The sequence below is a fragment of the Bacteroides sp. D20 genome, assembly GCF_003436255.1.
GTDB lineage: Bacteria > Bacteroidota > Bacteroidia > Bacteroidales > Bacteroidaceae > Bacteroides > Bacteroides uniformis.
This window is the reverse complement of sequence record NZ_QSOO01000017.1, coordinates 95,108-117,572: the sequence shown is the minus strand read 5'-3', so window position 1 is coordinate 117,572 and position 22,465 is coordinate 95,108. Positions and strand designations below refer to the sequence as shown.

General features: G+C 45.4%; 24 protein-coding genes. 10 read left to right on the top strand and 14 right to left on the bottom strand.

Annotated features, from left to right (window positions below):
- Positions 1-122 precede the first annotated feature (122 nt).
- On the bottom strand, positions 123-2,042 hold the full coding sequence (dnaK, locus tag DXD78_RS16655; RefSeq protein ID WP_005831748.1) for a molecular chaperone DnaK: 1,920 nt from the start codon (positions 2,040-2,042) through the stop codon (positions 123-125).
- A 445-nt stretch (positions 2,043-2,487) separates the two neighbouring features.
- Between dnaK and DXD78_RS16650 the strand changes: the two genes are divergently transcribed.
- The gene (locus DXD78_RS16650; RefSeq protein WP_034529672.1) at positions 2,488-3,888 is read left to right on the top strand and encodes an MATE family efflux transporter; all 1,401 of its coding nucleotides are present in this window, start codon (positions 2,488-2,490) and stop codon (positions 3,886-3,888) included.
- Between the two features lie 53 nt (positions 3,889-3,941).
- Entirely contained in the window at positions 3,942-4,517 is a 576-nt protein-coding gene (locus DXD78_RS16645) for a Crp/Fnr family transcriptional regulator (protein WP_009038131.1), read from the top strand.
- 81 nt (positions 4,518-4,598) lie between these two features.
- Here the strand turns inward: DXD78_RS16645 and DXD78_RS16640 are convergent, their stop codons facing one another.
- Positions 4,599-5,390, bottom strand: coding sequence for an META domain-containing protein (locus tag DXD78_RS16640; RefSeq protein WP_009038130.1), 792 nt, complete (start codon positions 5,388-5,390; stop codon positions 4,599-4,601).
- A 195-nt stretch (positions 5,391-5,585) separates the two neighbouring features.
- On the opposite strand from DXD78_RS16640, the gene DXD78_RS16635 reads away from it, so the two are divergent.
- The 3 genes from DXD78_RS16635 to recA are packed head-to-tail and all read left to right on the top strand — an operon-like array spanning position 5,586 to position 8,334.
- Positions 5,586-6,779 (top strand): saccharopine dehydrogenase family protein, encoded by a 1,194-nt coding sequence (locus DXD78_RS16635; RefSeq protein WP_005831761.1) that lies wholly within the window; start codon positions 5,586-5,588, stop codon positions 6,777-6,779.
- 52 nt (positions 6,780-6,831) lie between these two features.
- Positions 6,832-7,278 (top strand): thioredoxin-dependent thiol peroxidase, encoded by a 447-nt coding sequence (gene bcp, locus DXD78_RS16630; protein WP_005831763.1) that lies wholly within the window; start codon positions 6,832-6,834, stop codon positions 7,276-7,278.
- Between the two features lie 18 nt (positions 7,279-7,296).
- Positions 7,297-8,334, top strand: coding sequence for a recombinase RecA (gene recA, locus DXD78_RS16625; RefSeq protein ID WP_005831765.1), 1,038 nt, complete (start codon positions 7,297-7,299; stop codon positions 8,332-8,334).
- 67 nt (positions 8,335-8,401) lie between these two features.
- Here the strand turns inward: recA and DXD78_RS16620 are convergent, their stop codons facing one another.
- The 4 genes from DXD78_RS16620 to DXD78_RS16605 all read right to left on the bottom strand — a co-directional run bounded on the left by DXD78_RS16620 (position 8,402) and on the right by DXD78_RS16605 (position 10,613).
- Complete coding sequence (locus DXD78_RS16620; protein WP_005832692.1) at positions 8,402-9,112, bottom strand: DUF4252 domain-containing protein; 711 nt, start codon at positions 9,110-9,112, stop codon at positions 8,402-8,404.
- 6 nt (positions 9,113-9,118) lie between these two features.
- Positions 9,119-9,643 (bottom strand): hypothetical protein, encoded by a 525-nt coding sequence (locus DXD78_RS16615; protein ID WP_005832693.1) that lies wholly within the window; start codon positions 9,641-9,643, stop codon positions 9,119-9,121.
- Positions 9,624-10,139, bottom strand: coding sequence for an RNA polymerase sigma factor (locus DXD78_RS16610; protein WP_009038129.1), 516 nt, complete (start codon positions 10,137-10,139; stop codon positions 9,624-9,626). The genes DXD78_RS16615 and DXD78_RS16610 overlap by 20 nt, the downstream gene beginning before the upstream one ends.
- Positions 10,140-10,268: 129 nt before the next feature.
- Complete coding sequence (locus tag DXD78_RS16605; protein ID WP_005832695.1) at positions 10,269-10,613, bottom strand: helix-turn-helix domain-containing protein; 345 nt, start codon at positions 10,611-10,613, stop codon at positions 10,269-10,271.
- Positions 10,614-10,773: 160 nt separating this feature from the next.
- On the opposite strand from DXD78_RS16605, the gene DXD78_RS16600 reads away from it, so the two are divergent.
- Together DXD78_RS16600 and DXD78_RS21505 are read left to right on the top strand one after the other, a co-directional pair.
- Positions 10,774-11,367 (top strand): hypothetical protein, encoded by a 594-nt coding sequence (locus tag DXD78_RS16600; RefSeq protein ID WP_009038128.1) that lies wholly within the window; start codon positions 10,774-10,776, stop codon positions 11,365-11,367.
- A gap of 2 nt (positions 11,368-11,369) precedes the next feature.
- Positions 11,370-11,681: a transcription termination/antitermination NusG family protein gene (locus DXD78_RS21505; protein WP_009038127.1), complete on the top strand. Its 312-nt coding sequence runs from the start codon at positions 11,370-11,372 to the stop codon at positions 11,679-11,681.
- On the opposite strand, the gene DXD78_RS16590 is transcribed toward DXD78_RS21505, so the two are convergent.
- From DXD78_RS16590 to DXD78_RS16580, 3 genes are all read right to left on the bottom strand, one after another.
- Positions 11,669-12,691 (bottom strand): YeiH family protein, encoded by a 1,023-nt coding sequence (locus DXD78_RS16590; protein ID WP_009038126.1) that lies wholly within the window; start codon positions 12,689-12,691, stop codon positions 11,669-11,671. The genes DXD78_RS21505 and DXD78_RS16590 overlap by 13 nt on opposite strands.
- A gap of 113 nt (positions 12,692-12,804) precedes the next feature.
- Positions 12,805-13,692, bottom strand: coding sequence for a LysR family transcriptional regulator (locus tag DXD78_RS16585; protein WP_009038125.1), 888 nt, complete (start codon positions 13,690-13,692; stop codon positions 12,805-12,807).
- A gap of 14 nt (positions 13,693-13,706) precedes the next feature.
- Positions 13,707-14,303 (bottom strand): DUF6621 family protein, encoded by a 597-nt coding sequence (locus DXD78_RS16580; RefSeq protein ID WP_005831783.1) that lies wholly within the window; start codon positions 14,301-14,303, stop codon positions 13,707-13,709.
- A 543-nt stretch (positions 14,304-14,846) separates the two neighbouring features.
- On the opposite strand from DXD78_RS16580, the gene clpB reads away from it, so the two are divergent.
- Complete coding sequence (gene clpB, locus DXD78_RS16575) at positions 14,847-17,441, top strand: ATP-dependent chaperone ClpB (protein ID WP_009038124.1); 2,595 nt, start codon at positions 14,847-14,849, stop codon at positions 17,439-17,441.
- 86 nt (positions 17,442-17,527) lie between these two features.
- On the opposite strand, the gene DXD78_RS16570 is transcribed toward clpB, so the two are convergent.
- From DXD78_RS16570 to nusB, 5 genes are all read right to left on the bottom strand, one after another.
- Positions 17,528-17,959: a DUF5606 domain-containing protein gene (locus tag DXD78_RS16570; RefSeq protein ID WP_009038123.1), complete on the bottom strand. Its 432-nt coding sequence runs from the start codon at positions 17,957-17,959 to the stop codon at positions 17,528-17,530.
- A 115-nt stretch (positions 17,960-18,074) separates the two neighbouring features.
- The gene (gene coaE, locus DXD78_RS16565; protein ID WP_034529571.1) at positions 18,075-18,674 is read right to left on the bottom strand and encodes a dephospho-CoA kinase; all 600 of its coding nucleotides are present in this window, start codon (positions 18,672-18,674) and stop codon (positions 18,075-18,077) included.
- Positions 18,664-19,680, bottom strand: coding sequence for a YbbR-like domain-containing protein (locus DXD78_RS16560; RefSeq protein WP_005831792.1), 1,017 nt, complete (start codon positions 19,678-19,680; stop codon positions 18,664-18,666). The genes coaE and DXD78_RS16560 overlap by 11 nt, the downstream gene beginning before the upstream one ends.
- A gap of 15 nt (positions 19,681-19,695) precedes the next feature.
- Positions 19,696-20,031: a preprotein translocase subunit YajC gene (gene yajC / locus DXD78_RS16555; protein WP_009038121.1), complete on the bottom strand. Its 336-nt coding sequence runs from the start codon at positions 20,029-20,031 to the stop codon at positions 19,696-19,698.
- A gap of 38 nt (positions 20,032-20,069) precedes the next feature.
- Positions 20,070-20,996, bottom strand: coding sequence for a transcription antitermination factor NusB (gene nusB, locus DXD78_RS16550; RefSeq protein WP_005831796.1), 927 nt, complete (start codon positions 20,994-20,996; stop codon positions 20,070-20,072).
- A 219-nt stretch (positions 20,997-21,215) separates the two neighbouring features.
- Between nusB and DXD78_RS16545 the strand changes: the two genes are divergently transcribed.
- On the top strand, positions 21,216-21,623 hold the full coding sequence (locus DXD78_RS16545) for a PUR family DNA/RNA-binding protein (RefSeq protein WP_005831798.1): 408 nt from the start codon (positions 21,216-21,218) through the stop codon (positions 21,621-21,623).
- 138 nt (positions 21,624-21,761) lie between these two features.
- Entirely contained in the window at positions 21,762-22,352 is a 591-nt protein-coding gene (locus DXD78_RS16540; protein ID WP_005831799.1) for a 50S ribosomal protein L25/general stress protein Ctc, read from the top strand.
- Positions 22,353-22,465 lie beyond the last annotated feature (113 nt).

Sequence of the window (22,465 nt, the reverse complement as noted above, 5' to 3'; positions counted from 1 at the left end):
ACCCATACTGAATCCCGTATTTTGCATTTACACAAAATATTTTATAGTGCCTCAAAAACACAAGAGGCGTGCAACTTAATGGATTACACGCCTCTTTTTTCTATAAAATCACCTATTGCAACTTACTTCACTTCCTCAAAATCAGCATCCTGCACATTATCGCCATGCTTTGTATTATCCTGAGCACCGCCTTGTTGACCTGCATTCATATCAGGACCAGCCTGTGCACCACCCTGAGCACCGCTCTGGGCATACATTTCAGCACTTGCAGCCTGGAATGCCGTATTCAGTTCGGCCATGGCAGAATCTACGGTAGCCAGGTCTTGAGCCTTATGGGCATCTTTCAGCTTCTGCAAAGCAGCTTCAATCGGAGCCTTCTTGTCGGCAGGGAGCTTGTCGCCGAGTTCCTTCAACTGATTTTCGGTTTGGAAAATCATAGAGTCGGCCTGGTTCAACTTGTCTACTTTCTCACGCTCTTTCTTATCTGCTTCGGCATTGGCTTCGGCTTCGGCTTTCATCTTTTCGATTTCTTCCTTGCTCAAACCGCTGGAAGCTTCGATACGGATAGCCTGTTCCTTACCGGTAGCCTTATCTTTGGCAGACACCTTCAAGATACCGTTGGCGTCGATATCGAATGTCACCTCAATCTGAGGAATACCGCGACGTGCCGGAGCAATACCTGTCAGGTTGAACTGGCCGATTGACTTGTTCTGTGCAGCCATCGGACGCTCACCCTGCAATACATGGATGGTAACCTCCGTCTGGTTGTCGGCAGCAGTAGAGAATGTCTCGCTCTTCTTGCAGGGGATGGTAGTGTTGGCATCAATCAGCTTCGTCATCACACCACCCATAGTCTCGATACCCATAGACAGCGGAGTAACATCCAGCAACACAACGCCCTTAATTTCGTCCGTCAAAACGGCACCCTGCACGGCAGCACCTACGGCTACTACCTCATCCGGATTCACACCCTTGGAAGGAACTTTACCGAAGAAGTCTTCTACCAACTTCTGTACAGCCGGGATACGTGAAGAACCACCTACAAGGATTACTTCATCGATGTCCGCATTGTTCAGACCAGCATCGCTCATAGCCTTCTTACAAGGTTCCAAACAAGCTTGAATCAAGTTGTGAGCCAGAGCCTCGAACTTGGCACGGGTCAACGTCTTCACCAAGTGCTTGGGCACACCGCCTACCGGCATGATGTACGGCAAGTTGATTTCAGTGCTTGTAGAAGAGGACAGTTCAATCTTAGCCTTTTCAGCAGCTTCCTTCAGACGTTGCATAGCCATCGGGTCTTGAGTCAGGTCGGCACCTTCGTCGTTCTTGAACTCCTGAACCAGCCAGTCGATGATTACCTGGTCGAAATCATCACCACCCAGGTGAGTGTCACCGTTGGTTGACAATACTTCGAACACACCGCCACCGAATTCGAGGATAGAGATATCGAATGTACCACCACCAAGGTCGAATACGGCAACCTTCATGTCCTTGTGAGACTTGTCAATACCGTAAGCAAGAGCTGCGGCAGTCGGCTCGTTCACAATACGCTTCACTTCAAGACCTGCAATCTGACCGGCTTCCTTCGTAGCCTGGCGTTGGGAGTCTGAGAAGTATGCGGGGACGGTAATTACAGCTTCTGTCACTTCTTGTCCCAGATAATCCTCGGCAGTCTTTTTCATCTTCTGCAGAATCATTGCAGAGATTTCCTGCGGGGTATAGAGACGTCCGTCGATGTCTACACGCGGAGTATTGTTGTCACCCTTTACTACTTTATAAGGCATACGGCCGATTTCTTTCTGTACCTGGTCCCAGTTTTCGCCCATGAAACGTTTGATGGAGAAAACCGTACGGGTGGGGTTCGTGATAGCCTGACGCTTGGCAGGATCACCGATTTTACGTTCGCCACCATCAACAAATGCTACTACTGAAGGAGTGGTGCGCTTGCCTTCACTGTTTGCAATTACTACAGGTTCGTTACCTTCGAATACTGCAACGCAAGAGTTTGTTGTTCCTAAGTCAATACCAATAATTTTTCCCATGATCGTTATTTTTTTATTTGTTATTATTCTGTTTCGACGTCCGCCTCAGTGGCAGACGCCAATAAAAAGACAAACGTTGTGCCAAATTGTTCAGAGCAGCCGCAGATTTATACTTGTGGCAGTTTATCTGTCAGTTTGGCAGAATTAAAATCATTTTTTCTGTCGGAAATTACCATTTGTTAATTTCCATTCCATTCAAAAGCTCTACTTTTGTCGCCCGAATCAGAGATGATAAAACATGAACAACATTAATCATTTCCCTTGCATACCTTTAACCGTTCCTCCATGGAGGAAATATTGTTCCACCGTGGAGAAAATATCATTCCACCACGAGGGAAATATCGTTCCACCATAGTGGAACGATTAAGGATTAGTTAACATTGGGCTTAATCGTAGCAACGGAAATGATTGGTTTTCACATATTAAAGAAATAAATAAGATGAGTATGGAAAAAATGAGAGACAGTATCGACTTCAAGAACACGGACATCAAGACATTGTTCCGCAAACTATTGCTCCCTACTGTACTGGGGATGATTTTCTCCGCACTATTCGTTATCACCGACGGCATCTTTGTCGGAAAAGGAATCGGCAGTGATGCTTTGGCGGCGGTCAACATTGTGGCACCGCTATGGTTGTTTTCTACGGGTGTGGGACTTATGTTCGGCGTCGGCGCCTCTGTGGTAGCCTCCATTCATCTGTCACACGGAAAGGTCAAGGTGGCACGCATCAATATCACGCAGTCGGTAGTCATATCTTCCTTGTTGCTGATGTGCACCTCCACCCTATTCTGTTCATTTGCCCCGCAGGTGGTAAAGCTGCTCGGAGGGTCCGAACGGCTCACGCCATTGGCTGTGGAATACATGCTTTGGTTTGTGCCTTTCTCTCTGTTCACGGCATTGCTCAATTCGGGTATGTTTTTTCTGAGGCTGGACGGTTCGCCCAACTTCGCCATGATGTGCAATGTGGTGGCTGCCGTTCTGAACATCCTATTGGATTATCTGTTCATCTTCCCCTTTGGCTGGGGAATGTTCGGTGCCGCACTGGCAAGTGCCATAGGTACCACGGTAGGTGCATTGATGATAGTATTCTATCTGATGCGCCGCCGGTGCGCACTGCGCTTTCACCCCATTAAGATGAGCCGGAAAAGCATGCAACTGATGCGCCGCAACATTGGCTATATGTGCCGATTGGGTTCCTCCGCCTTCTTGTGCGAGGTGGCGATTGCCTGCATGATGTTTGTCGGCAACCAGGTGTTCATCCATTATTTGAAGGAAGACGGAGTGGCGGCATTCAGCATTGCCTGCTATTTCTTTCCTATTATATTTATGGTATATAATGCCATTGCGCAGTCGGCGCAGCCGATTATCAGTTATAACTACGGCCTGAACGAGAGCCAACGTGTCCGCCGCGCCTACTTGCTGGCACTGAAAACGGCCATAGGCTGCGGGGTATGTTTTGCCCTGGCCACAATATTCTGCAGCCCTGAAATTGTCGGCATGTTCATAGACCGCAGTTATCCGGCTTATGACATAGCGGTAAAAGGGTTGCCTTTGTATGCCACCGGCTTCGTGTTCTTTGCCGTCAACATCGTATCCATCGGCTATTTCCAGAGTGTGGAGCGTGCCAAGTATGCCACAGTTATCACCCTGCTGCGTGGTTTTATCCTGCTGACAGCCTGCTTTTTCGGACTGCCCCTGCTATTGGGAGACCGGGGAATCTGGCTTGCCACTCCTCTTGCAGAAATGCTGACAACCCTATTTATCCTCGTGATTTACATATCCGGGAAAAAGGAACATAAAGAAAAATCCGTATCTTTAGACAAGATGGGCTGCACCCCAACATAACTTTTTCATGCAAGCATAAAAGTCCTGTCTTCGGTTTACACTATCTTTGCAGCATGGAAACTATGATAAAGAAATTCTGCAAGAAGTATAAACTACCGGAAAACACTTTGCACGAACTTCTGTCACACATGGCAGAAGTTCGTTTCAGCAAGGGAGAACGCATTATCAGCGAAGGGGAAAGGAACAGCAACTTCTATCTTTTGAAGAAAGGCATCTGGCGCGCCTACTACCTGACAGACGGCACGGAAAACTCCCTTTGGTTCGCCGCACCGGGCGACACAGCTTTCTCATCGTGGGGATATGTGGACAGCGAGGTTTCCCTCATCAACATCGAATCAGTGAATGAAAGCATCGCCTATTGTATCAGTAAGCCTGAGCTGGAAGCCCTTTTTTCGCATTCCATAGACATGGCCAACTTCGGCAGAAGAATCTTTGAACGGGAAATTCTGTCGGTAGACAGTTCCACAGTAGCCTACGGCACCCCTCCCACTGCCAAAGAAAGGTACATGACACTGATGGAAGAGAATCCGGAACTGCTGCAGGATGTACCGCTCAAGTATCTGGCTTCTTATCTCTACATCACTCCGCAATCCCTGAGCCGGATACGCGCAGGATTAAAGAAAAAGTAAAAGACCTTTTTATGTCAAGATGCAAAAAAGGCTCTTAGCAGATTATTTCTGTAAGAGCCTTTATTATTTCAACCTATCTTGTCAGTTCTTCACCAACACCATCACCAGGTTATTGTCAGCATCGTACAGCCCGATGCCTCCGCCTGCCAGCTTGCCAAAAGACTGAACGGAATTCAAGGCTTTCAGCACACGGCTTTCCACCTCCATATCAGGGCATGCCATCATGGTACTGATAACTTGCGGGAAAGAGATTGCCGACGGATTTTCATCATCAACCTGGAAAGCGCCGTTAATCAGATTGCAACCCGCATTGCCGTGCAAGCGCTTTTCTGCAATATTAAATTCAATGAACGGCTGCTTCTCCATTCCGTCGGGAATAGCCTCGCCCGCAGCCTCACTAATTATCCACCTTCCTTCCAAATCAGACAACTTGGAAACGGACTCTTTCTTCTGCAACACGACTATGGGACGATTGGAAGCACCGCATAAAGCTATATTTTCCTTTCCCAGCTTCTTATACTTTTTCACTTTGTTCAAAGCCGACAACACATTATTTTCTACAGTCATATCCGGACAAGCCATACGGGTACTTGCCAAAGCGCCAAGGTCAATCGTGCCGGGTTTGGCATTCACGTCAAACGAACCCATCATACGGTTGCAACCACTGTTGCCAAATACTTTTCCAGTCTTTGTGTCAAAACCGATATAGGGAAATTCCTGACCCGGAGCAGGGACTACGGCAGTACCATTCACTTCAATAATATTCCACTCACCGCTGATGGAAGAAAGAGTTGCGGCATTTTTGGTTGATGCACAAGAAGACAAGCCCATCAACACGCTTGCCATGCATAGGGAAACAAATACTTTTTTCATTGTTATTCGTTGTTTAAGTTAATTTATTCAAGGGGCAAATATATAGAAAATAACCCAAATGCAAGTAATTTGTTTAATATTTGAAGCATTTACCTCAAAGTATTTAGCAGGATTTTAATGTTTATCTAAGAATTAACCCTTATATTTGCTCTCCGTATTTTTTATAAACCTAATATAATAATATAGTACAAAGAAATGGGTAAAGTTCTTATTATCGGTGCAGGCGGTGTAGGTACCGTTGTTGCGCACAAAGTGGCTCAAAATCCTGATGTGTTTACAGAAATCATGATAGCCAGCCGCACCAAGTCCAAATGTGACGCTGTTGTCAAGGCAATCGGTAACCCGAACATCAAAACCGCCCAGGTAGATGCCGACAGCGTGGACGAACTGGTAGCACTCTTCAATAGTTTCAAACCCGAAATCGTCATCAACGTAGCCCTCCCCTACCAAGACCTCACCATCATGGAGGCTTGTCTGCAAAGTGGAGTCAACTATCTGGATACCGCCAATTATGAGCCGAAAGATGTTGCCCACTTTGAATACAGTTGGCAATGGGCCTATAAGAAACGCTTCGAAGATGCCGGACTGACCGCCATCCTCGGTTGCGGTTTCGACCCGGGAGTGAGCGGCATCTATACTGCATACGCCGCCAAACATCATTTTGACGAAATACAATATCTGGACATCGTAGACTGCAATGCCGGAAATCATCATAAAGCATTCGCCACCAACTTCAATCCGGAAATCAATATCCGTGAGATTACACAGAACGGCCGCTATTATGAAAACGGAGAATGGGTGACAACCAAGCCGCTGGAAATCCACAAAGACCTGACTTATCCGAACATCGGTCCGCGCGACTCCTACCTGCTTTATCACGAAGAACTGGAGTCTCTGGTGAAGAATTTCCCCACCATCAAGCGTGCACGCTTCTGGATGACGTTTGGACAAGAGTATCTAACCCACCTGCGCGTTATCCAGAACATCGGCATGGCACGCATAGACGAAGTGGAATATAACGGCATGAAGATTGTTCCGCTGCAATTCCTGAAAGCCGTCCTCCCCAACCCGCAAGACCTGGGCGAAAACTACGAAGGCGAAACATCCATCGGTTGCCGCATCCGCGGACTAAAGGATGGCAAAGAGCGTACCTACTATGTATATAACAACTGTAGCCACCAGGAGGCCTACAAGGAAACCGGTATGCAGGGCGTAAGCTATACCACCGGTGTGCCCGCCATGATTGGTGCCATGATGTTCCTCAAGGGATTGTGGAAAAAACCGGGTGTATGGAATGTTGAAGAATTCAATCCGGACCCGTTCATGGAACAGCTCAACAAACAAGGCCTGCCTTGGCATGAGATTATCGACGGAGACTTGGAAGTTTGAAATTAATGATTAAACATTAATCATTATCCACTAATCATTAAACATTAACAAAGTGAATATAGGAGATAAAGCACCCGAAGTATTGGGTATCAACGAAAAAGGTGTAGAAATCCGCTTGAGCGACTATAAGGGAAAGAAGATTGTACTTTACTTCTACCCCAAAGACATGACATCCGGCTGCACGGCACAAGCCTGCAACCTGCGGGATAATTATGCCGACCTGCGCAAAGCCGGTTATGAAGTCATCGGCGTCAGTGTGGACAGCGAAAAGTCACACCAGAAATTTATTGAGAAAAACAATCTGCCTTTTACCCTGATTGCAGACACCGACAAGAAGCTGGTAGAACAATTCGGAGTATGGGGCGAAAAAAGCATGTATGGCCGCAAATATATGGGAACGTTCCGCACAACTTTCATCATTAATGAAGAAGGTATTGTAGAGCGCATCATCACTCCGAAAGAAGTGAAGACCAAAGACCATGCGGCACAAATTTTATAATCATTAAACATTAACAACGTGGCAAAAAAAGACGAACTGAATTTTGAAAATGGCAGCAATCTGGCATCGGGCGAAAAACTGAAAGCCTTGCAGGCTGCCATGGACAAGATAGAAAAGAGCTTTGGTAAAGGCTCTATCATGAAAATGGGCGACGAAAGCGTCGAACAAGTAGAAGTTATTCCCACAGGTTCCATCGGCCTCAATGTGGCTCTTGGCGTGGGAGGATATCCCCGCGGACGTATCATCGAAATTTACGGCCCGGAATCTTCCGGTAAGACAACCCTTGCCATTCATGCCATCGCTGAAGCGCAAAAGGCAGGAGGCATTGCCGCATTCATTGATGCAGAACATGCTTTCGACCGCTTCTATGCAGCAAAACTGGGTGTGGATGTGGACAATCTGCTGATATCACAGCCGGACAATGGCGAACAAGCACTGGAAATCGCAGAGCAACTGATCCGTTCCTCCGCTATTGACATCATTGTAGTGGACTCTGTGGCTGCATTGACCCCGAAAGCTGAAATTGAAGGCGATATGGGTGACAACAAAGTAGGTCTGCAAGCCCGGCTCATGTCACAAGCCTTGCGTAAACTGACGGCAGCTGTCAGCAAAACACGCACCACTTGTATCTTCATCAACCAGTTGCGCGAAAAAATCGGTGTCATGTTCGGCAATCCCGAAACAACTACCGGCGGTAATGCACTGAAGTTCTATGCCTCCGTACGTCTTGACATCCGTGGAAGCCAAGCCATCAAGAACGGCGATGAAGTAATCGGCAAGCAGACCAAAGTGAAAGTTGTGAAGAACAAGGTAGCTCCTCCTTTCCGTAGAGCGGAATTCGACATCATGTTCGGTGAAGGCATCTCCCGTGCAGGCGAAATCATTGACTTGGGTGCAGAGCTTGGCATCATCAAGAAAAGCGGCTCATGGTTCAGCTATAACGAGACGAAAATTGCCCAGGGACGCGACGCCGCCAAGCAGGTAATCCTTGACAATCCGGAACTGGCAGAAGAGCTGGAAGGGCTTATCTTTGCAGAATTGAGAAAAGACAAATAACAAAAAAACTTGCCAATAGAAAAACAAAACATTCTATTGGCAAGTTTCCCTAAAAGGTTACCGCTTCCTATTCCATCTTTTCCAAACGTTCTTCCAAAGCCTCCATGCTTTTTTCAAAACGTTTCCATGTATCGGTATCCATTTGTTCTTTCAGATACTTGTTGTCTTTCAGCTTGGCTACATTTTCCAGCCCTTTCAATGCCAGTTCTTGCGAATGCTTCAATTCTCCAAGCCAATCGCGGTTCTTCAACTTCTCTATCTCCGCCCAGTTTATATCCGGAAGCTGTATATTCACATTGTTCCCATTCCAGCTGGTATTCTGATACATCATGATATTCTGTATATCCTTCAAAGTCATATCACCTTCCAGATAAACAAATTTCAGAGTGGCTGCACCATCTACAATCATAATCAGCTCCTTCACCTTTTCCCCTTTACGGCTCATGTAGAATTCAGAACTGGAGACTGTTCCCTTCTGCTTCATCAGCAATTCATATCTGGAAGACTGCACCAAAGAACGAAGATCCTTACGCATTTCTTTCTTTACATTATTATCCATTGTAGAAAGTACCTGCACAGAGTTCAACTGTCCGGACACTTTCCCAATATAAACATCTTTAGTAAACAAGTTGGGATTCGTTTCTATCATTGCCTTGGATATGTAGACGGATGACACGCCTTTCATATCTCCATACTTGTTGAATAGGTTCTTCTGTGCCTGGCAAAGCAAAGGCAACATCAGCAGTACACCTGCCAAAATCATTTTCATTGTTTTCATATCAGATTATTGTTGAATTTCTTTTCTTACTTCCTGGTTCACCTTCGTTACGTCTATCCGCGTTTCCTCTATCTGTTCAATTCCCTTGTTCAGATTCGCAGACACCTCGATTAAAGTGGCCTGCAATGCCTTATAAGCAGCTTCCGGATCAGAGAAAGTGTCCTGAGGTGTAGGAGGACGCATATCCTCTCCCATGTTCGTAATGCCATAACCTACACCTACAAGAACCAGAATGGTGGCAGCAATACCTCCTATCCAGCGCCAATTACGTTTGGCCTTGTTCCGGTGGAAAAAACGTTGTTCCTCTTCAGCCTTTTCATCAATCATCCGGCTCAGTTTATCCTCCAATCCGGCGGGAACATTATCCACCACTTCCCCGGGAAAAAAGCTGAGAAAGAGTTTCTTGTCCTTCTGCAAGTGCTCGGGCACTTCTTCGGTTCTGAAAGCTTCCTTCAACAACTCTTCTTCCTGCTCGTTGGTATTCCCTTCATAAAATTCGGCGAGCAGCCTTTCAATTTCCTCGACTTTCATAGTTACTCCATTTATTAAATTCCTCACGTATCTTTTTTCTTGCCCGGGACAACAGTACACGGACATTGGTAGCATTCAATCCCGTGACCTGCTCTATCTCTTCATAAGAACATCCCTTGACATCACGCAACGTTACTATTTTCTGCTGTTGCACCGGCAGATGGGCAATGATGTGCCTTACCTGCTGCACTTCATCCCTCACTTCAAAGTTATCTGCTTGAGACATATTATGCACTTCGGCCAACTCCACACTCTGTCTGCTCAAAGTATACTTTCCCGAACGAAGCAAATCAAAGCACATATTTTTCACCAGAGTAACGCTGAATGCTTCCGGATTACTGATAATGGCCAGTCCTTCCCGCTTGTCCCACAACTTCAGATAAGCTTCCTGCACCAAATCTTCAGCATCGGCAGCATTCTCCAACAGCCTATAAGCTATGCAGTACAATTTGCGATGATATGGCAGAAACTCTTTTTTAAAACTTTCAGCGTCCATGGGCTATTTATCAATAGTAGATTCCTGTTTATACCCTTCAGACGTAGGGGGAAAGGATTTTGTTACACGACCAGGAAGAAAAAATGGAAAAAAAATGAAAACACCAATAGCACCAGCCCAAGAGTGCGTTTATTTCAAGACATCAGCAATCCGCTTTTTAAGATTCAATTTTGCAATGTCTTCAGGCTTCAGCTCAAGCTCCACCAACACCTTCGCTGTGGAGAGTCTGTATTCCTGCTCTAACGTATCATAATTTATCTGTTCCTTATGAATGGAATACAACAAAGCAAAATCGTAGTTCAAGGCACGTGAGACATTATACAACGTATCCGTATCAACACTTTTTCTCGTAAGCATATAGTCTACACTTTGAGGCTTAACTTTCAGTCTTCGTGCAAGTTCCGCCTTGGTAACCTGCTGTTCAAGCATCACGTTCTTGATTATCTCTCCGATGTATATATTACTTTTTTCCATTTATATGAAGGTACAAATTAATCATTCATATTATAAGGAACACCAATACCAATTTGTCTGTATGTATCGTTCTTTTTATTCATAATTCGTTTGTTTTATCAAATATTTTATGATACTTTTGCAACATATTCATATAAACAAACAAATAATATCTGCTATCATGAATTTACTGACATGTATTCTCATAGCCATCCCTATCGGCATTATTTTTATTATGCTATGGATATACAATGACTACCGGAAATATAAGAAGAAAAATAAGCTGGCCATTTTGCTGTTTCTCCTATTTCCAACCACTTTATCTGCACAATACGTTGATGCGGGATGCCAAGTATCCTTTAAATGGCTGGAGAACCAAAAAGGGAAATTAGAGTATACAAAAGATGGGGTTACTTATAAGTTTATTCCAAACGACTCCCAATGGGAAATTATAATTCGCAACAACTCTTCAGAAGATATCCGAATAAACTGGGAAAATATGCAATTCATTGTGGACGGAAGAACCTCAGAAGTCAAATACCCCATACTGGCAGAAGCGGAAACTCCCTTTGCAATTATAAAAAGTCAAGCAGAAACAAGCCAAAAGATTGGCGTGACAACTTATACGGCAAATAAAGCAAACTCTCGAATATACAACAAGAAAGAGATTAGGAAAGGGAGGAATTCCTCCATTACCATTATTCTTCCCATATCTATCGGTAAGCACCCTCAATTCTTCACCTCTTTCGACTTTATCATCAAAAAAGTGAACTAACTATGACTTCTCAAGATATAAAAAAACAGCTGAAAGAACCACATTTCTGGAACATTGTATTAACTGGTCAGCACGCCGAACCGAGGACAAAAGCAATGCTGGAAGCAAAAGGTATCATAACTTGGCTTCCACTTGCTCCGGTCCGGCGTCAATGGGGAAGGATATTAAAAGAGATACACACCCCGGTTATCCCGAGATGTGTATTCGTCTATATATCCAATGAGGAAAGAAATACGTTGCAAAAATCCTACCGACTTCTTCAACCAGAAATTATACTTCAAGAACTGCCGGACCTATGCAATCAGAACAAGTAGATATATGCCAACGTGCTCACACTAATCACTATCCACAACAAAGTGCCTTGTATCAAGGGCTTGATACCTACTGCCTTCAGTACATCACGTGACAGAGAGGCACCGATAAAGAACAGAGTGATAGTCAGCGTCTTGCGAGCCAAAGAATTGATTCCCTCCCCAATCATGGCACCCGTTTCGGTAGTGCCCAGCACATAAGTATTGAAAATCATAGCCAGCACAAAGAAGAAGATGAACCAAGGAATACTGATTTTCTGTCCCTTACTCTTAAAGATGAACGAAGTTACCAGAGCCAAAGGAATAATCCATAAGGCACGTGTCAGCTTTATAGTCGTTGCCACCTTCAGGGCCTCCTCGCCATATGCGGCACCTGCTCCCACTACCGAACTCGTATCATGTATGGCAATGGCCGCCCATGTGCCGAACTCATGCTGGCTCATGTTCAAAGCGTGGCCTATCATCGGAAAAACAAACAATGCAATGGCATTCAATATAAAGATGGTGCCCAATGCCACAGACATCTCGCTATCCTTTGCCTTCAATACCGGACCCACAGCCGCAATGGCACTGCCTCCGCAGATAGCCGTACCGGAGCTGATAAGATAAGAAGTGTCACGGTCCACTTTCAGGAACTTACGTCCTATGAGCCAGCCTATGAGCAATGTCCCTACTACAGAAATAATCGTGAACTCCATTCCCTCCTTGCCCGAAGCCAGGGAAGCCTGCAGATTCATTCCAAATCCTAACCCTACAACAGAGTATTGCAATAGATACTTTGAAGTCTTCTTATTGAACTTCGGATGTGCCTGCCCACACAACAATGCAAAGGCCAACCCCAAGAACAACGCCAACGGTGGAGTGACCCACGCCGAATAGGCATGCATACCGGGCACATAATCCAGCAGCAGAAAGAAGGAGAGGACAACCAGAAGAGATACATAAATAAATTTATTATTACTTTGAAGAAAAGGCATATTAATGCTTTTAGCCAAAACTCGATTTGAAGCCATACTGTTTATTTTACTATTATTACTAATGTTTATTCCTTAATTTTCCGGGTGCAAAGGTAGTTCTATTTTAGTACACCCGCCAATCGTTTCTACTTATAGACTATAACTTATTGTTATCGGGACATAAACATATAGTTCATAAAGGCTTGTGACAATCCTCCTTCCTGCCCTTGCAATTGGACAAAGCAGAAGTCGCGAAGCATGGGCATATCCTTTATCTCGACCACGCGGAAAGTGCCTGCCGCCAGTTCCTTGCAGATGGAACGGATAGACACGATTCCCATGCAATCGGAGTTTTCAAGAAAGAGCTTGATGCTTTCGGTACTACCCAGGTACATCAGTACATGGAGTGAGGAAAGCTTGACGCCGTGCTTCTGGAGTGAGCGTTCTATCACGTCCAGCGTACCCGAACCGCGCTCACGGAGCACTAAAGGAATAGCGGGCAAATCCTGGGGAGTAATCTCTTCGGGCAACTGCAAACGGCTTTTGGAATGGACTACCGCTACCAGTTCATCCTCAAGAAAAGTAGTGTACTTCAGATTGGGAAGGCGGAAAACCCCTTCCACCAATCCCAAGTCAATGCGGTGTTCCTGCAAAGCGGCTTCTATTTCCCGGGAGTTTCCATTGAGCAAGGACAAGTTGACCTGCGGAAACTTGCCGATAAAACTGCCTAGCAACGGAGGAAGCACATACTGCGCAATGGTAGTGCTGGCTCCCAACTTGAGTTCTCCAATATATTCGTTATGTAACAAGTGCATTTCATATTCCAGCCGTTTATACTCCTCCAATATTCGTTCGCAATGCTCCAAGAGCAGCCGGCCTGACTCGGTCAAACTGATTTTACTTCCCTGCCGGTCGAAAAGCCTCGTCTGATAAGTGGCCTCCAGCTCCTGGATATGCTTGGTTATAGCCGGCTGACTTACAAACAACTCTTGCGAAGCCTTTGTAAAACTCAAGTTCTTGGCAACAGACTGAAACACTTTTAAACGGAAATCACTCATATACTTCTTATATCTTATAACTCGTCAGACTTGATGCCGAAAGCATGCGCCAAAGAATAAAACACCGGCTCCAGGCGGCAATACACCGGGCTCAGAGGTTCCTCCGTAATGAAGTACACAGCTTTGCCCCGTTCTTCCTCATTCTTGTCTTTGAAGAAACCCGCCAGCTTCTCCTCCACTCCATTACCATATACCTGATGGAAAGGCAACAGCATCAAACACTTCACATCTGCAGAATCAAGTGCCAGGTTCATCAGGTCAAGAAACAACTCTTCGGTCGAGACTAAACCGGAAGAGGTGACGGAAGAAAATGTAAATTCGCCCAGCGGCGTACGGCATGCCTGGTGATTCAGTTTATTCACATCGGATGGTTCACAACACTTCAGCACGTCCGCTGCCGGAGTATGCACCAGCAACACTTCCACCTCATTTTCTTGTTCTCTCAAGCCGGCGTCCAATGCCAGATAGCTCAACCATGCCGGCAGGTCAACATCGGGTAGCTTCCGTCCCAACTTACCTTCCAAAAAGTTCTTTGCACCATATACCACTTCATTCAGAAATGCAACATCTATCAATATCACATTTGCCGGAAACTTTATCTTATCCTCCATTATCTCCTATCTTAATACATAATTATACATAATGCTCCTCTGCAAGCGGAGCTCCGAAAACCTACCACACAGAAAGCACAAAACTTTGAAGCAGTAAAAGTACGACAAATTTATCAATAACTTGTATCATCCCAAGCAATTAATCTATATCTCCGAAGCGGAAAGAGAATATCCTTCCCCCGCAACACGGAAACCTTGGAGCTGGAACACGAAGACTTAGCTACTAAAACATATAGGCCCTCACTACATAAGATGTGCATCTCGTACTACATGAGATGTACACCTCGTACTACATGAGATGCACATCTCATGCATGACATCCTTATTTGCCCTTCTCTTTAACCAATAGAGTTTAATACGAAAAGGAACTTTGCTCCAACTTCTTATCTAAAGAAGTAGAAAGAAACAAAACGACTGATTTACAGACAATTTGTCATTTTACATATTTTATATGCAGACAATTTGTCCGAAATGTGCCAATGGCAAATCTTTTGCGCCTTCCCAAGTGTTATGAAACTGATAAAATAGAAAGGAGAACAAAATATGAACTTTAACAACTTTACCATTAAAGCGCAAGAAGCGGTGCAGGAGGCTGTGAACCTGGTACAAAGCCGTGGACAGCAAGCCATCGAGCCCGTGCATGTGCTTCAAAGCGTGATGAAAGTGGGTGAAAATGTCACCAACTTCATCTTCCAGAAGCTGGGCATGAACGGTCAGCAGATAGCACTTGTACTGGACAAGCAAATTGATTCTCTGCCCAAGGTATCCGGCGGAGAGCCATACCTGAGCCGTGAAACGAACGAAGTGTTCCAGAAGGCCACCCAATATTCCAAGGAAATGGGTGATGAATTCGTCTCCCTGGAACCGGTACTGCTGGCTTTGCTGAATGTGAAAAGCACTGCATCCACCATTCTGAAAGATGCCGGGATGACGGAACGCGAACTGCGGGAAGCCATCAACGAACTGCGAAAAGGAGAAAAAGTAACTTCACAATCCAGCGAAGACACTTACCAGTCATTGGAAAAGTATGCCATCAATCTGAACGAAGCAGCCCGCAGCGGCAAACTGGATCCCGTCATCGGCCGTGACGAAGAGATACGGCGTGTCCTGCAGATTCTGAGTCGGCGTACCAAGAACAACCCGATTCTTATCGGTGAACCGGGTACCGGTAAAACAGCTATCGTAGAGGGACTTGCCCACCGTATCTTGCGTGGAGACGTCCCCGAGAACTTGAAGAACAAACAAGTCTACTCCCTGGATATGGGTGCACTGGTGGCTGGCGCCAAGTACAAAGGCGAATTTGAAGAACGTCTGAAGGCCGTTATCAACGAAGTGAAGAAGTCGGAAGGAGACATTATCCTCTTCATTGATGAAATCCACACCCTGGTGGGTGCCGGCAAGGGCGAAGGTGCCATGGATGCCGCCAACATCTTGAAACCCGCCTTGGCACGCGGTGAACTGAGGAGCATCGGGGCCACTACCCTCGATGAATATCAGAAGTATTTCGAAAAGGACAAAGCGTTGGAGCGCCGCTTCCAGATTGTCATGGTGAACGAACCGGATACACTGAGCACCATCTCCATTCTGCGTGGTCTGAAGGAACGTTATGAGAACCATCACCACGTACGGATTAAGGACGATGCCATCATCGCCGCCGTAGAGTTGAGCAACCGTTACATCACCGACCGTTTCTTGCCGGACAAGGCTATCGACCTGATGGACGAAGCCGCCGCCAAGCTGCGTATGGAGGTCGATTCCGTACCGGAAGAGCTGGACGAGATTTCGCGTAAGATAAAGCAGCTGGAGATTGAACGTGAAGCCATCAAGCGCGAAAACGACAAGCCCAAACTGGAACAAATCGGCAAAGAACTTGCCGAGCTGAAAGAGCAGGAAAACTCGTACAAGGCGAAATGGCAAAGTGAAAAGACCCTTGTCAACAAAATCCAGCAGAATAAGGTGGAAATAGAGAACCTGAAGTTCGAGGCCGACAAGGCTGAACGGGAAGGCGACTATGGCCGGGTGGCCGAAATACGCTACGGCAAACTGCAAGCGCTGAACCAGGAGATTGAAGAAACGCAGCAAAAACTGCACGAGATGCAGGGCGACAAGGCCATGATTAAAGAGGAAGTGGACGCTGAAGACATCGCCGACGTAGTATCCCGCTGGACCGGCATACCGGTAAGCAAGATGCTGCAAAGCGAAAAGGACAAACTGTTGCATCTGGAGGCGGAACTGCACCAGCGGGTTATCGGGCAGGACGAAGCCATCGAGGCCGTATCCGATGCCGTACGACGCAGCCGTGCCGGACTGCAAGACCCGAAACGTCCTATCGGCTCATTCCTTTTCCTGGGAACCACCGGTGTAGGTAAGACGGAATTGGCAAAGGCGCTGGCGGAGTTCCTCTTTGACGACGAGACAATGATGACCCGTATCGACATGAGCGAGTATCAGGAGAAACACAGCGTTTCCCGTCTGGTTGGAGCGCCTCCGGGATATGTGGGCTACGATGAAGGTGGACAACTGACAGAAGCCGTAAGGCGGAAACCGTATTCTGTCGTCCTATTCGACGAAATCGAGAAAGCGCATCCGGACGTATTCAACATCTTGCTGCAAGTGCTGGATGACGGACGTCTGACGGACAACAAAGGGCGTACGGTCAACTTCAAAAATACGATTATCATCATGACCTCCAACATGGGCAGCGGCTATATCCAAAGCCAGATGGAGAAGCTCAACAGTAGCAATAAGGAGCAAATCGTAGAGGAAACCAAAAAGGAAGTGATGAATATGCTGAAAAAGACCATCCGCCCGGAATTCCTGAACCGTATCGACGAAACCATCATGTTCCTGCCACTGACAGAGCCCGAAATCAAGCAAATTGTGGTGCTCCAAATCAAGAGTGTGCAGAAGATGCTTTCCGGTAACGGTGTGGAACTGGTTCTGACAAATGCCGCCATAGACTTCCTTGCCAATGCAGGGTATGACCCTGAATTCGGTGCCCGTCCGGTGAAACGTGCCATACAGCACTATTTGCTGAACGATTTGTCGAAGAAGCTGCTGGCTCAGGAAGTAGACCGCAGCAAGCCTATTACAGTGGATGCCAGTACCACTGACGACGGACTGGTTTTCAGAAATTAAAAGCAATCCGTATCCCCCCAATAAAAGAGGCGATTCCCAATAGTCGGGAATCGCCTCTTTTATTTTGTATTTCAATCCTTCTCCGGTTACTCGGCCTTGCTTTCCTCCTTCGTTTCTCCCGCAGGAGTTTCTTCAAAATCCGTCATACCGCTTGCCACCAGCAAATTATACCAAACAATCAATTTCTTGATGTCGGACGGATATACGCGGTCGCGATCGAAAGTAGGCAATACCTCTGCCAGGTAAGCACGCAAATCGTCGGCAGTAGCTTTCTTCAAATCCATCACTACGGCAGCACCATTTTCCTTTTTCTTCATGGAAAGAAACACTTCCTTCAAAGGAACATCTTCCGTATCTGTATACATGGCGATATCGCCCAAAGAAATAATCTTCTCATTACCATAGGCAGGGAAACGCTTCTTGTCTGCAAGCGACTCTACAATCAACATATTTTTTCCCTGGGAAACAAGCTTATATAATCCCGGTTTACCGGAAATGGACAAAATAGTCTTCAACATAATATATTCTGTTTTGATGATTAGTAGTTATTTTTTCGGGGGGCAAAGATAATGTAAGCCGAAGACAATACAAAATAAGCTTGCTTATTTTTATTGTTAAGGAGATGCCTATTTTTTAAAGATAGTACATTTTTTCAGATAGCGAACCGATTAGTTCTAAAACCTGGGGTATTAATGGAGTTTCGTCGTCATTTACAATGACAAAATCTGCATATTTACGCTTTTCTTCGTCATTCATCTGGCTACGAATACGCTTTTCTATCAATTCGCGCGAGGAAGCATCCCGCCGGACGGCACGTAAAATGCGCACCTCTTCGGGCGCATAGACCATAACAATAGCATCCACTTCACCCGCAAACCCCGCTTCGACCAGAATGGCCGATTCTATACCGACAATGGGAAAAGCGGTGCGGCATTGTGTCCACCGCCTGAAATCCTCCTTTACACGAGGATGCACAATACAGTTGATTTCTTTGGCATGCTCCGGACTACCGAAAAGATAAGACGCCAACAAAGGCTTGTTCAGCGTGCCACCGGCATACACTTCCGCACCAAGCAAAGCTGACAATTCCTCGCGGATCAATGAATCGGATGCCATCAACCTTTTCGTTTCCAAGTCCGAGATATAGACGGGAACACCCAGCACTTCCAACAGCCGGGATACCATACTCTTTCCGCTACCGATACCACCGGTTATACCTATCTTAATCGCCATAATCAGGAGAAACTTGCTCTATCAGAAAATCCACTTGTGCCGGATTGAAGCGTACCTGGCTCACCCCTTTCGGCAGATTCTTAATCTTTACCGTATACTTGTCGGAACCCAGACGGAGCAGTTCCTCATAGGACACGTAAATATGAAAATCATCAGCGTTAATCTGCCTGAAATGACTCAGACCAACCTGAAACGTGACCTGCACCTTGGAAGGGAAAGCGCGCAGCACCTTGTCGGCAGGAAAGTTAACGCCACGCAACGGCACCTCCACTGTCTTTTCCGTATAAATATCCACCGGAAGCATCATCTCAATGGAAGAAGGCACAAACTTCACACCTTTCTGGATACGCAGGGGGACTTGCTGCCTCAAGGTATCCGATATATCTTCCAGCTTCACCGGTTGCGTATAGGCAACAGCAATCGTATCCAGCACGCCTTGCGGCGCATACACCAATACGGAATCGGGACTGAATATCGTATCCGAAAGATAATACTCACGTCCGGCACTCAGCGTGCCGCGCAGCTTCACCGGCACCAGTTTGGAGGCTCCCGTCGAATAGATGTACTCCAATGTATCCGGCTTCATGGAAAGCAGGCGGGTAGAGGCATTCAGCTGGTTCAGCACTTTCTTTTCAAACTGCGAGGGATATATCCTTACTTGATTATCCACGCCCTTATAATCGGCATAATCGAGAATAACGGGATAAAAGCTCTTTCCCAACATATAGTTGAGCAGTACCGTTCCCTTATCCTTTACCTTGATACGGAGTTCTGAAGCAGGTTCAGAGGTAATCACCACATTATTGGGCACTCCCTTCAGCCGCACCGGTATAGAAAAGTCCGCCTCATAGTCGTTGTTCAAGGTCTGCAAGAGCCAGAAGCCACCAGCCACAAAGAAGAAAAACAAAAAAATGAAGAACTCTCTGCTTTTATCGCTAAGCAGAAAGTCCTTCACTTCTCTTGATATCTTCAGATATGTACGTTGTATGTTCCTACGTTCAAACATAGGCTCACATTTCTATTATTTAGATGCCTGACTGCTATTCGCATCAGCAGCTGCAGCAAAAATAGAATTCTTGTCTATACGAATCTTAACGTTGGAAGCGATTTCAAGCACCACATCATTGTCGTTGATTTCCTTGATAACACCATGGATGCCACCGGCTGTGATTACTTTCTGATTCACTTGAAGCGATTTACGGAAGTTTGCGATTTCCTTTTGCTTCTTGTTTTGAGGACGAATCATAAAGAAATACATAATAACGAACATGGCTATCAGCATAATCCACATCATGCTACCACCACCAGCAGGGCCTGCAACAGGAGCTTGCAGGAAGAATACAGTCATTAAGTTCATAAATACTCAGTTTTGGTTTCTATTATTAAACAAAGGTATTAGTTTTTCGTTAACTTACCTTCTTTTTTTAATTGATTAACTATTCCATCCAATGTACCGTTCACGAAGCTGCCACTTTTGGCCGTGCTGTAAACTTTGGCAATATCGACATATTCGTTCAACGAAACACTCACCGGAATGTTCGGGAAACTCAAGATTTCGGCCAAGGCACACTGCATGATAACAACATCCATAAAGGCTACACGGTCCAAGTCCCAATTACGCGTATTCTCGCTGATGAGGTGACGGTAATAGTCGCAGTTCAAGATGGCACGGCGGAACAAACGGCGTGCAAATTCCTGGTCTTCCTCATCCTTGAACTCTGGTAGAAGTTCCTGATTGGCACCATTCTTCTCTTCAAAGCGCTTGATGGTTTTCAGTACGAAAGTATCCACAATCTCCTTGTCGTCATTCCAGTAGAGGCTCTGGTCTTCGAGCACATTGTCCAAGGCTTCGTTGTTGAAGACAAAAGTCTTATACAGCTTTCTCCACAATTCACGGTCGTATTCGTAAGAATTGTCCGAAGAAGCCATATATTCCTTATATATATCTGATTCCACAATTTTCTCATACAATCCCTTGACAAAGTCTTCATCATTGGCCCACGTGCGCTTTTGGTTGGCAATGAATTCCGTCAATTGTTTGTTCACTTCCAACTGGGCTATGAACTTGTTTTCCACAAATTTCATGTTGGGATACAGCTCCTCGGCAGTGGGAGCCAGCTTAGCTTTTGCCGCATCAATACGTTTTTGTGCGTAGTTCGTCAAAGCTATCATCAGCATCAGCAGGTAGTTGTAGAGGTCGTATGCCTTTGAAAGGCTAAAGAACAATTCTTTCTCCGCTGAGTCTAAATTTTTACTGCCATTCTGATAATAAGCATATACAATCTGTATAATCTTAAGACGAATAAGAACTCTGTTGATCATAATTCTAAAGTAAATACTAGTGTTTTAACAAGGCGCAAAAGTAGGCATTTTTAATGAGTTTACATAAATAAATCACATTTTTTAATGCAGATATTGATTATCCGGTCTTTTTCTTTTGACAGTTTAAAAAAAATCGTCAATTTTGAGCCCGATAAAGAGCTAAAAGCTACGAGATACAAGTTTTAAGGTGATAATATCAAAATTGAGACCTATTATAATATGGAAGACTTTAAGAAGAAAAACGCAGCGGACATGAACGACAAGGAGATTGTATTCTCCCAATCCATCAAAGCAGGTAAGCGCATCTACTATTTAGACGTCAAGAAAAACAGAAAAGACGAAATGTTTCTCGCCATCACGGAAAGCAAGAAGATTGTGATGGGCGAAGGAGACGACTCGCAGGTAAGTTTCGAAAAGCACAAAATCTTTCTATACAAAGAGGATTTTGAAAAGTTCATGAACGGACTTCAGCAAGCCATCGGCTTCATCCAGGAACAGCAAGGCTGCTATACAAGACATACCACTGACGAAGAGGCTGAAAGTCCCGAAACGGGAAAAGAAGAACTGCCGAAAGAGGAAAAAGCGTCTTCATTGGAAGGAGAAATCAAGATAGACATTGAATTTTAAGTTATAACCTTTTGATAATTCAAAAAGAAGCTGTACTTTTGCACCGCTTTTTTGCAACATCGTGTGGCAAGCCACATCGTGTGATGGTGAATTAAGCAAAAAATTTACTTAATTTAGAGTAACACAAAATTTTTTAAAATGAAATCAATTGAAGTAAAAGGAACTGCAAGAACTATTGCAGAACGTTCTTCGGAACAAGCAAGAGCTTTGAAAGCTATTCGTAAAAACAACGGTGTACCTTGCGTACTTTATGGTGCAGGTGAAAATGTTCACTTCACTGTACCTGCAGAGGGTCTGCGTAACTTGGTTTACACTCCGCACATCTACGTAGTTGACTTGGTGATTGATGGCAAGAAAGTAAACGCTATCATGAAAGATATCCAATTCCACCCCGTAAAGGATACTATCCTGCACGTTGACTTCTATCAAATCGACGAGGCTAAGCCTATCGTTATGGAAGTTCCGGTACAGATGGAAGGTTTGGCAGAAGGTGTTAAGGCCGGTGGTAAGCTGGTACTCCAGATGCGTAAGCTGAAAGTAAGAGCTTTGTATAACGTAATTCCTGAAAGACTGATTATCAACGTTGCCCACTTGGGACTTGGTAAGACTGTTAAAGTTGGCGAATTGCAATACGAAGGATTGGAATTGCTGAATGCCAAAGAAGCTGTTGTATGCGCCGTTAAGCTGACTCGTGCTGCAAGAGGTGCCGCTGCTGCTGCAGGCAACTAATCGATTCTTTCCAAGAAAGACTAAATATTCGGGAACGCGGATTAACGCAGCCAACGCAGATTTCATACTGATTTCCGCGGAAAGTTGCGATAATCCGCGTTCTTTTTACGGCT